The sequence below is a fragment of the Phenylobacterium sp. genome, assembly GCF_037138395.1.
Classification (GTDB): domain Bacteria; phylum Pseudomonadota; class Alphaproteobacteria; order Caulobacterales; family Caulobacteraceae; genus Phenylobacterium.
This window is the reverse complement of the sequence record NZ_JBAXIM010000106.1, coordinates 1-8912: the sequence shown is the minus strand read 5'-3', so window position 1 is coordinate 8912 and position 8912 is coordinate 1. Positions and strand designations below refer to the sequence as shown.

Sequence of the window (8912 nt, the reverse complement as noted above, 5' to 3'; positions counted from 1 at the left end):
TTGTTGACGCCACCGGCGGCGCGCAGGGTGACGAGGTCGAAGTCGCCCTGGTTGCGGGGCTCGCCGCTGAGCGGATTGGCCGAACCGTCCAGCGTGTCGTTGCCCGCATCACCGGTGACCGTGGCGGCCCCGGCGTTGGAGCTGATGCTGTCATCACCCGCGCCGCCGACGATGGCCGAGGCACCCGTGCCAGCGCTGGCCACGACCACGTCGTTGCCCACGCCCGCATCGATGCTGTCAGCGCCCGAGCCGGAGCCCAGGACGAAAGTATCGTTGCCGTCGCCGCCGATCAGGGTGTCAGCGCCCGTGCCACCCGTCAGGTTGTCGTTGCCAAGGTCGCCGAACACGAGGTTGGCGCCGTCGCCGGCCACCAGGTCGTCATTGCCCTGGCCGCCGAGGAGGGTGTCAGCGCCCGTACCGCCGGTGACGCTGTCATTGCCGGCGTTGCCATGCAGGTAGTTAGCGCCGTCGCTGCCGACGATGGTGTCAGCGTCCTGGCCACCGAGCAGGGTGTCCGCGCCCGTGCCGCCGGTGATGCTGTCGGCGCCGGAATTGCCGTTGACGCTGTCCGCGCCGCCGCCGCCAACGATGATGTCGTTGCCGTCGCCGCCACCGATGGTGTCGTTGCCCGTGCCCGCCGTGATGCTGTCAATACCAGCGTCGCCGGTGATGCTGTTGTTGCCGCCGGTGTCGGTGATCACGTCGTTGTCCGCGCCGCCGACAATCACGTCCGCGCCCGTGCCGCCGGTGATGGCGTCAGCGCCAGAACCGCCGTCGAGGGAGTTCGCGCCGTCGCCGCCCGCCAGGCTGTCATTGCCGTCGCCACCCAGCAGGGTGTCGGCACCCGTGGTGCCGGAGGCCGTATCGTCGCCGATGTCGCCAAACACGACGTTGTTGCCGGCGTCTGCGATCAGGCTGTCATTGCCCTGGCCACCCAGCAGGGTGTCGGAACCCGTGCCGCCCGTGACGACGTCGTTGCCGAGGTTGCCGTGGGCGTAGTTGTTGCCCGTGCCGGTGGTGATGGTGTCATCGCCCTGACCGCCGAGGAGGCTGTCATTGCCCTCGCCGCCAACCAGGCTGTCCGCGCCTTGGTTGCCCTGGAGGTAGTCATTGCCCAGGCTACCGTTCAGAGTGTCCGCGCCTTCGCCACCGTACAGGGCGTCGTTGCCGCTGGAACCGGTGACGTTATCGACGGTCGTGGTCCCCACGAAGAGCATGGAGGAGTCGGGGAAGATGATCGAGCCCGTCGCGAAGCCAGAGCCCGCGAGACCGGCTGCGGTTGCTGAGCCGAAGACCCGGGACACGCCGCCAAAGGTCAGGGTCTGGGTTGCAGGAACCGCCGGGGCTGGCGGGAAGCCGCCGCCGCCGCTGGCGGCCGTGATCGCCACCTGAACCGCCGTCGCCGTTGCGCCGGGGGTCGTGAAGGTGAGGGTGTCCGTCAGCGGATTGAATGCCGCAGCCTGAACATCGGTGATCGTCTCGAAGGTGTAGGCGGTCATTCTTCTCTCCAGTTGTTAGACGCGGACCGTCGAAATGCCCGGCGCACCGACCTTAATGGATACTTCCATCGGGCGGGTTCCGGCGGTCCGTACCCCCCGACCGTGACGATCACATGACCTGTCACGACGAAGGTTAAACGAGCCCGACCAAGCCTTAGCCCGGAGGATTCAATTCCGCAACAGCAAAAACCCCTTGGAAACTGCGGCTCTTGGGCAGTGTGATGCAAACGGGACACGGTGCCCAAATCCCGGGCGCCAGAGGGGCGTCACTTGTCCCGGAGGGCGGCGTTCACCGTGTCCTTCAGGGGCGAGACAATATAGTCCATCACCGTGCGTCGGCCGGTGGTGATCATCACCTGGGCGGGCATTCCGGGGGTCACGGTCTCGCCCGGGGGCAGCTTTGCCAGCTCCTTGGGGTCGATCTTGAGGTCAACCCGGTAAAAGGACAGGCCCGACTTGTCGTCGGTCATCTCGTCGGCGGCGACGTTGGTCACCACGGCGTCAAAGGGCGAAACCCGGCGGGTGGAGAAGGCGGTCAGGCTGACCCGGGCCGGCATGCCGGCGTGGATCCCCTCGATGTCGCTGGTCTTGATTCGCGCCGTCACCGCCAAGGGCACGTCGGAGGGCACCACCGCCATCAGCAGTTCGCCCGCGGCCACCACCCCGCCCACGGTGGACTGTGTGAGATTCAGGACATAGCCGTCGACCGGGGCGTGCACTGTGGCGCCGGCCAGGGTCTGTTGGGCCGCGGCCAGCTTGGGCCGGGCGTCGGCCAGGGCGGCCTGCATCTGGCGCAGGCCCTCGGCGGACTGACTAATTCGCTGGTCGCTGAGGCTACCCAACTGCAGGCGGGCCTCGCCCTTCTGCTGGGCCAGGCGCTGCTGCTCGGCGCTCAGGGCGCCCCGGCGGCCGGCCAGGTCGGACAGGGCCCGCTCATAGCGCAGGATCAGGGTCCTGGGCGCATAGCCCTTGTCATAGAGGGTCTTGTAGCCGTCCAGCTCCTGCTGGGTCAGGGCGGCGTTCTGGTCCAGGGCGACGACCTGGGCGCGCACCCCGGAGATCTGCGAGACGATCTGCTGCTCGCGCTGGCGCAGGACGTCGGCCTGGCTGTCGTAGAACTGGAGCCGGCTGGAGAAGAGGAACTCCTGGTCGCGGACCAGGGCCGCCACCCGGGGGTCAGAGACCCGGGCCGTCAGCTCGGCGGGAAAGGCCAGCTGGCGGGCGCCGTTGGCCTCGGCCTCGAACCGGGCCACCTGGGCGGCATAGGTGTCGACCTGGTTCTGCATGACGTCCACCGCCGCCCGGGGCTGGATATCATCCATGGTCAGGAGGACCTGGCCCTTGGCCACCTTCTGCCCCTCCCGCACCAGGATGGCGCGGACCACCCCGCCCTCGCGGTGGCGCAGGATCTTGCGGTTCTCCTCGACGCGAACGACCCCGGAGGCGACCACCGCGCTGTCCAGGGGCGCCAGCACCGCCCAGAGCAGGGCGCCCAGGACGAAGACGCCGATCAGGATCGCGCCGGTCATCATCGGCCGGCGCAGGCGGCGCTCGAGGTCGGGGTCGAGGGGCTGGTCCGACACCCTCAGGGCGGGCTCTATCCACTTGCGCATGGAGTCAATCGGCCCCTGCCCCTTGCGGGGCTTGCCAAAGGACGACCGGCGGGGGTCGAGGTTCATCGGGCGCCTCCGCCTTCCACGGCCCTCAGGACGGGGGCGGAGAACTTGGCCATGACCGCGTCCCGGGGCCCGAAGGCCTCCATCCGGCCATCGCGCAGCACCAGGATCTTGTCAGCGGCGCGGAAGATCGACGGCTTGTGGGCCACCAGGACAATGGTGGCGCCCCGGGCCTTGGCGGCGTCGAGGGCGGACAGCAGGGCGTCTTCGCCCTCGGCGTCAAGGGCGGCGTTGGGCTCGTCCAGCACCAGCAGGGACGGCGTGTCCACCAGGGCGCGGGCCAGGCCGACGCGCTGGCGCTGGCCGGCGGAGAGGATGCGGCCGGTCTCGCCCAGGTCCGTCTCGTAGCCCTGGGGCAGGCGAAGGATCAGGGCGTGCACGCCGGCGGCCTGGGCGGCGGCGACCACCGCCTCGTCGCTGATGTCATCGCGGAATCGGGCGATATTGTCGCGGACCGTACCAGGGAAGAGCTCGGTGTCCTGGGGCAGGTAGCCGACATTGCGGCCAAAGTCCGAGCGGTCCCAGGCGTGGACGTCGGCGCCGTCCAGTCGGATCGAGCCGTGGGTCGGGGGCCAGATGCCCACTATCAGGCGGGCCAGGGTCGACTTGCCGGCGCCCGAAGGGCCGATCACGCCCAGCATCTCGCCGGGCTCGACCCGGCAGGCCAGCCCCTGGAGGATGAACCGGCCGGCGCCGGGCGGAGCGAAGTTGACTCCTTCGACCGTCAGCAGGCCCGTGGCCTTGGGCAGGGCCGTGGCGGGGCGGGGCTCCTGGTAGCCCTCGAACACCGCCGTGAGGCGCTCGAAGGCCCGGCCGCCGTTCATCAGGCTGTCCCAGCTGCCCACCAGGCGGTCGATGGGCTGCAGGGCGCGGGCGCCCAGGATCATGTTGGCGAAGAGCAGGCCTGAGTGGATCCTGCCGGTCACCACCAGCCAGGCGCCGACGGCGATGATCAAAACCTGGATCCCCTGGCGCAGGGCCCGGGAGATATTGGTCATGAAGCTGGCGTCGTCGCTGGCCAGGGAGCTGCGGTCCATGGTGGTCTGGCGGAAGACGCGCCAGCGCTTGGCCAGGGGCTCGGTCAGGCCCATGGCGCGGACCACCTCATTGTTCTTAAGGGCCTGGTCGGTGAAGCCATAGCTGCGCAGCGCGGCGTCATTGGCCTCCTTCAGCAGCGGGCGGGTGCGGATGTCCTGCAGGAGGGCGACGCCCAGCAGGACGACGGCACCCATCAGGGTGATGGCACCGATCACCGGGTCGACCAGGAACAGCACCAGCATGAAGAGCGGCATCCAGGGCAGGTCGAACAGGACGCCGAAGGCCGGGCCGGTCAGCATCTGGCGGAAGGTGTCGAGGTCACGCAGGGCCTGGCTGCGGGCCTGGGGCATGCCCCGGGCGGCGCCCTCGAACAGGGCCCCGAAGAGGTGGGCCGAGACGCGCTGGTCCAAAAGGATGCCGAAGCTGATCAGCACCTTGGCCCGGTAGTGGTCGATAATCGACGACATGGCGAAGGCCACCAGCACGCCGAAGGTCAGGACCAGCAGGGTCGGCACGCTCCCGCTCGGCAGGACGCCGCCATAGATGTGCGTCGTATAGAGCGGCATGGCGAAGTAGAGCAGGTTCGAGACCAGGCTGAAGACGCCCGCATAGATCAGCGGCCGACGACCTTCCTTGACCGCACGGGTCAGGGGGTTGTCGGGCATGTCAGCGAAGGGGTTGAAGATCTTCATCCGGGATCTGGGCTCGTTCCTGGCGTTCGGCGGGCGGACCATCGCCCCATAAGGTTTACGAAAAGCAAGGGAATTAGGCGAGGGGGCTTGTACGCCTCCCGGAGGCGGGGAGGAAGCGCGCCGAATGCGTCGGCGTCGTGGCGCCGGCGCCACGCCCCCTCTCCGGAGGGCCTGGCCCTCGTGGATGAAGGTGGACAGCCGAGTCGCCGCTGACCCCCTCAGTCGGCTGCGCCGACAGCTCCCCCTCACCGGGGTCTGTGCACCACAGGTCGGCTTGGGCTATTCATGGCACCATGAGCCGGTCGTCCCTTTCGGTGCCGCCCCTCGCCGGGGGTGGGCGCGTCGCCATCCTTGGCAGCTGCGTGACCCGCGACCTGTGGCGCATGATGGGCGCTGCGGCTGACGACCTTCTCTATGTATCGAGGACCCGCCTGCCGAGCCTGTTCGCCGCCCGGCCGCAGGGGATGGTCCTGCCCTACGGGCTGCATCCGGATCTTCGGCCCAACCCGGCCCAGGCCCTGCGCGCCGACCTGACCAAGACCGCCCTGGCCCGCCTCGCCGCCTTCCGGCCCGACGTCGTCATCCTCGATTTCATCGACGAGCGGTTCGACCTGCTGGTCGGGGCAGGGGGCGCGGTGACCGCCTCCTGGGAGCTGGAGACCTCAGGTTGGGACGCCCTCCTTCCCCGGAACGCGCTCCGGCGGGTCGACGCCCTCAGCGCGGCGGATGCGACGCTCTGGCGACGCGGGCTCGACGCCCTGGCGACGCTCTGCGCGCCCGGCGGCGCCCTCTCCGGAACGCGCCTGGTGCTGCATGAGGCGCGGTGGTCGAACGCACTCCAGACGCCGTCGGGACGTATCGAGCCCCTCGACCCGGACCTGGAGATCACCCCGGGCCGGCGCGCCTCGCGGGTGGCGCACAATGCCCGGCTGGCGCGCATGCACGCCGCCACCCGCGCCGCCCTGCCCGGCCTGGAAGTGGTGAGGGCCCCGGAGTCCCTGATCCTTTCGGACCCGGACCACGTCTGGGGGCTAAGCCCCTTCCACTACATCCCCGACTACTATGCCGAGATCTGGCGCCAGCTAGGTGGCCGCTCTTAAGCGCCGGGCCAGGGCCTCGGCCGGGGTCACTCCTGAGCGGACAGCATCCGAATCGTCCAGCATTGCGAGGGCCGGATGGAGCCCTTCCGGCCCCAGGACAGCCCAGGCGCCGCCGGCCAGGTAGTCGCTGAGCGGGTCCTTTGCGGGATCCATGGCCTCGCCCCGAGCCTCGGCATAAGCCTTTGAATTAAAGAGGGGACCTGGGCTTTCCAGGGTGTCTTTGGCGGTCAGTACGAAGCGCGACAGGGGCTCGGCCTCGCCAGTATCCAGCCCCGAGACCCGCCGCCAGGCGGGGTCGAACAGGGGGTGGGGCGAGGCGCCCTGCCGCCAGCCTTCCGTGAGGTACCAGACAAGGTCACCCTCGCCCTCCCGGACCCAGGCCGGGTCGAAGAGGGGGTGCGGCGACAGCCCCCGCGCCGCGCCGCTACGCAGGTAGTGGAGCACCGGATTCTCCCCCGTCGCGGCCAGTTCGGGGGCCTGGGAGACATACCATTCCAGGCTGAAGAGGGGGTGCGGATCGCGGCCGTCGGCGGCCCCCTCGCGCAGGAAATGGTCCAGGGGCGTCAGGCCCGTCCGGGCCAGGGCATCAGCGTTGTGATCGGCGTAGAAGCCTGAATCGAAAAGGGAATGTGGCGACAGGCGGGCGTCGCCGCCCCACACTAGGTAGTGGGCCAGGGGGTCGGCGCCGACCGGCCCGGGGGCGTTGGCGCGGTAGTGATCGGGATCGAACAGGGCCGCCCCTGCGCCCAGGGCCGCCCAGGCTTGGACGAGGGCCCGGCCGGGACCCCCGAAGCGCGCCAGCGCCTTCTCGGCCAGCCGGCGGAGCCGGTTGCGCCGGGCCGGTCGCCGCAGCGCCAGGGCCGCGGTCCGATACCGGTCGAAGAGGGAGGCCCGGAGCCGGGCCTCGGCCACCGATCGGGCGCACAGGGCCTCGACCAGGGCCTCGCCCAGACGCAGCCGGGCCAGGGCCTCTGCGGTCTCCGCCCTCTGGACCTCGGTGCGCAGGGCGGCCAGCCGCACGGCTGCGGCATCGACAGAGGCCGACAGCCGGATGGCCTCGGGGGTGGGCTTGGGACTAGCCATTCCGGCCCGGACCCTCGGCCTTCCACCATGCCTGGTAGCCGCCCGCGAAGGGGTCGGGGAAGGCCGCCTGCAGGTCGGTACGCTCGCGGTAGAGCACCCGCTGGGGCTTGGCGATCGGCGTGCCGTCGTCGAACTGTCCGTGCGCCCACCAGCGCTCTGGGATGGCCGGGTCGGTGGCCGCCCCGACGGCCTCCTTGTACCAGCGCCAGACCTCGTAGACCTCGAAGTTGTCGCCGGCATAGCGCTTGGTCATGACGTCGCCCGTCGGGCCCAGCTTGGTGAAGTGCCAGAAGCGCAGGGTCGCGCCGTTGACCAGGATCTCGCCGTCCCGGGTGATGGCCACCTTGCGCTTCGACAGATTCCAGCTGGCGACGTTGTAGCCGGGATCGCGGACCACCTTCACCCGGTCGAACAGGGCCGGGACGTGGTCGCACCACTTCTGGTCCACGAAGAGGCCGCTGGGGATGTCGTCGTAGCAGAAGGCCAGCAGGCGATCGTTCCACCAGCGGGCAAAGCGGGCGCCCTCGCCGGTGGTGCGGATCGCCACGAAGCCGAGGTTGAAGATGCCCGTGCGCGAGGCCGACAGGTCGTTGTCGAGGATGGCGGCGCGGTCGTCATTGGGGTCGATGAGGTGCGGCGTCAGAAGGATGTCGTTGTGCTGCAGCATCTCCACCAGGGGATCGAGGGGCGCGAAGAGGGCCGTATCCGGATCGAGGTAGATGGCGATGTCGGCCACTCCCGCCTCGCACACCTGGTGCAGGAAGGGCCCTTTAACCGCCGTACAGACCTCGACGACGTCATGCCGGAAGAGCCAGCCCCGGAAGGCCTCGATCCCCAGGTCCTTGGCCCAGACCACCCGGTCGAAGGGCTCGGAGGCGGGGTCGAAAACGAAGCCAGGCGGCGGCTCGTCCGTGATCAGGGCCACAGTCTCCCAGTCCGGATGGAACCGCCGCAGGCTCTGGAACAGGACCCGCGCCCGGTTCAGGTAGGAGAAGGTGAAGCTCGAATAGACCAGGACCTTCACGACAGGGCCTCCAGCAGATCCACGCTCATGCCACTGTACTCGATCTCGCAGATTTCAGGACGGCGCACCTTGCGCGACAGGGACTGAACGGCGCCCGATTCGAACTGGGCGAACAGGCTCGCTTCATCGGCCAGGACCAGACCGTGGCCGCCGGTCCGGGTGAAGGCGGCGATGTTGCCGCTGTCCGGTCCGGTCAGGATGGCAGCGCCCGCCGCTGCGGCCTCGTAGGCGGCGAAGGAGAAGGTCTCCCGGCACAGGGACCAGAGGATTGCCACGTCGACCCGGGCAGAATCGAGGGCCTCGCGCATGGCGTGAGGGTTGTCGGCGGTGACCGACACCTCGATGTGGTCGGCAGGTGCCCCCGGCGCGGCGGCCGACCCCAGGCGCACGAACCGGTAGCGCGGATCATCCCGGAACCGCTCGGCCAGGTCGGTGAAGACTGGCCAGCCCTTGTAGGCCGAGGGCATGCCCAGGAAGGCGACGGTCAGGGGCCCTTCGGCGGATTCCGCGAACCGGCCCGAGGGAACCAGCCGGGCGTGGGGATGGACCTGGACGGCCGCCGCCATCGGCGCGTCGGCGGCGGCGCTCCAGGTGTCGAGGGCTGCCTGGGAGGGGGCCACCAGGGTCAGGTCGAGGGCCTCGAACAGGCGGCGATGGGCGGAGAGGTGAAGGTCGCGGCCCGGGCCGAAGACGCAGACCCGGCAGGCAGCGCTGCCAGCCGGCGGAGCCCCGCAGTCCCGGGCCTCGTCACGCATCAGGTGATAGCCGGCGCAGAGCCCGGCAAAGTCGTGCAGCCAGAA

General features: G+C 69.8%; 7 protein-coding genes. 1 reads left to right on the top strand and 6 read right to left on the bottom strand.

Going from position 1 to position 8912, the window contains the following annotated elements; genetic code table 11:
• From WCJ52_RS09290 to WCJ52_RS09280, 3 genes are all read right to left on the bottom strand, one after another.
• The coding region (locus WCJ52_RS09290) for a calcium-binding protein (protein ID WP_336903027.1) at nt 1–1499 on the bottom strand (1499 nt) is incomplete at its 3' end.
• 266 nt (nt 1500–1765) lie between these two features.
• On the bottom strand, nt 1766–3178 hold the full coding sequence (locus WCJ52_RS09285) for an HlyD family type I secretion periplasmic adaptor subunit (protein WP_336903026.1): 1413 nt from the start codon (nt 3176–3178) through the stop codon (nt 1766–1768).
• The gene (locus tag WCJ52_RS09280; RefSeq protein WP_336903025.1) at nt 3175–4905 is read right to left on the bottom strand and encodes a type I secretion system permease/ATPase; all 1731 of its coding nucleotides are present in this window, start codon (nt 4903–4905) and stop codon (nt 3175–3177) included. The genes WCJ52_RS09285 and WCJ52_RS09280 overlap by 4 nt, the downstream gene beginning before the upstream one ends.
• Before the next feature lie 293 nt (nt 4906–5198).
• Here WCJ52_RS09280 and WCJ52_RS09275 point away from each other — a divergent pair, with 293 nt between their 5' ends.
• On the top strand, nt 5199–6005 hold the full coding sequence (locus WCJ52_RS09275; RefSeq protein ID WP_336903024.1) for a DUF6270 domain-containing protein: 807 nt from the start codon (nt 5199–5201) through the stop codon (nt 6003–6005).
• Here WCJ52_RS09275 and WCJ52_RS09270 read toward each other — a convergent pair.
• The 3 genes from WCJ52_RS09270 to WCJ52_RS09260 form a co-directional block, all read right to left on the bottom strand.
• Entirely contained in the window at nt 5988–7088 is a 1101-nt protein-coding gene (locus WCJ52_RS09270) for a hypothetical protein (RefSeq protein WP_336903023.1), read from the bottom strand. The genes WCJ52_RS09275 and WCJ52_RS09270 overlap by 18 nt on opposite strands.
• The gene (locus WCJ52_RS09265; RefSeq protein WP_336903022.1) at nt 7081–8112 is read right to left on the bottom strand and encodes a hypothetical protein; all 1032 of its coding nucleotides are present in this window, start codon (nt 8110–8112) and stop codon (nt 7081–7083) included. Before WCJ52_RS09265 ends, WCJ52_RS09270 begins: the two co-directional genes overlap by 8 nt.
• The coding region (locus tag WCJ52_RS09260; RefSeq protein WP_336903021.1) for a hypothetical protein at nt 8109–8912 on the bottom strand (804 nt) is incomplete at its 5' end. The genes WCJ52_RS09265 and WCJ52_RS09260, both read right to left, overlap by 4 nt.

Bases quoted from the DNA above. Each gene is read 5' to 3' on its own strand.
- WCJ52_RS09285 (WP_336903026.1), bottom strand. From the start codon at position 3,178: ATGAACCTCGACCCCCGCCGGTCGTCCTTTGGCAAGCCCCGCAAGGGG.
- WCJ52_RS09270 (WP_336903023.1), bottom strand. From the start codon at position 7,088: ATGGCTAGTCCCAAGCCCACCCCCGAGGCCATCCGGCTGTCGGCCTCT.
- WCJ52_RS09275 (WP_336903024.1), top strand. From the start codon at position 5,199: ATGAGCCGGTCGTCCCTTTCGGTGCCGCCCCTCGCCGGGGGTGGGCGC.
- WCJ52_RS09280 (WP_336903025.1), bottom strand. From the start codon at position 4,905: ATGAAGATCTTCAACCCCTTCGCTGACATGCCCGACAACCCCCTGACC.